The 231-nt window shown below is 36.4% G+C and carries 1 pseudogene; it reads left to right on the top strand.

The features are described from left to right. A pseudogene (locus tag MZO40_RS17310) lies at positions 1-100 on the top strand (IS30 family transposase); the annotation flags it as partial. Positions 101-231: the final 131 nt, after the last annotated feature.

Genomic DNA, 231 nt, shown 5'->3' with positions numbered 1-231 from the left:
GACGACGTTACTCCAAATTAACCAGCGACCGCTTAAAATACTCGACTGGCAAACACCGTATCAGGTTATGCTGACAAATTTGTCCAAAAATTCGGATTAAATTTGCAATCTACCAATTAAATAAATCTACAATTGAATTTTATTTACCTTATGAAGATGTTCAAAACGCGTTAAAGGAAAGTGCGCAAAACCCCTTTATACGTACAAAGGATGAATGGGTAGTGGGTAACA

It is taken from the genome of Lactiplantibacillus sp. B652 (assembly GCF_023806745.1).
GTDB classification, from domain to species: Bacteria; Bacillota; Bacilli; order Lactobacillales; family Lactobacillaceae; genus Lactiplantibacillus; species Lactiplantibacillus pentosus.
The sequence above is the reverse complement of the archived record's forward strand: the minus strand, read 5'-3'. Positions and strand labels throughout refer to the sequence as shown.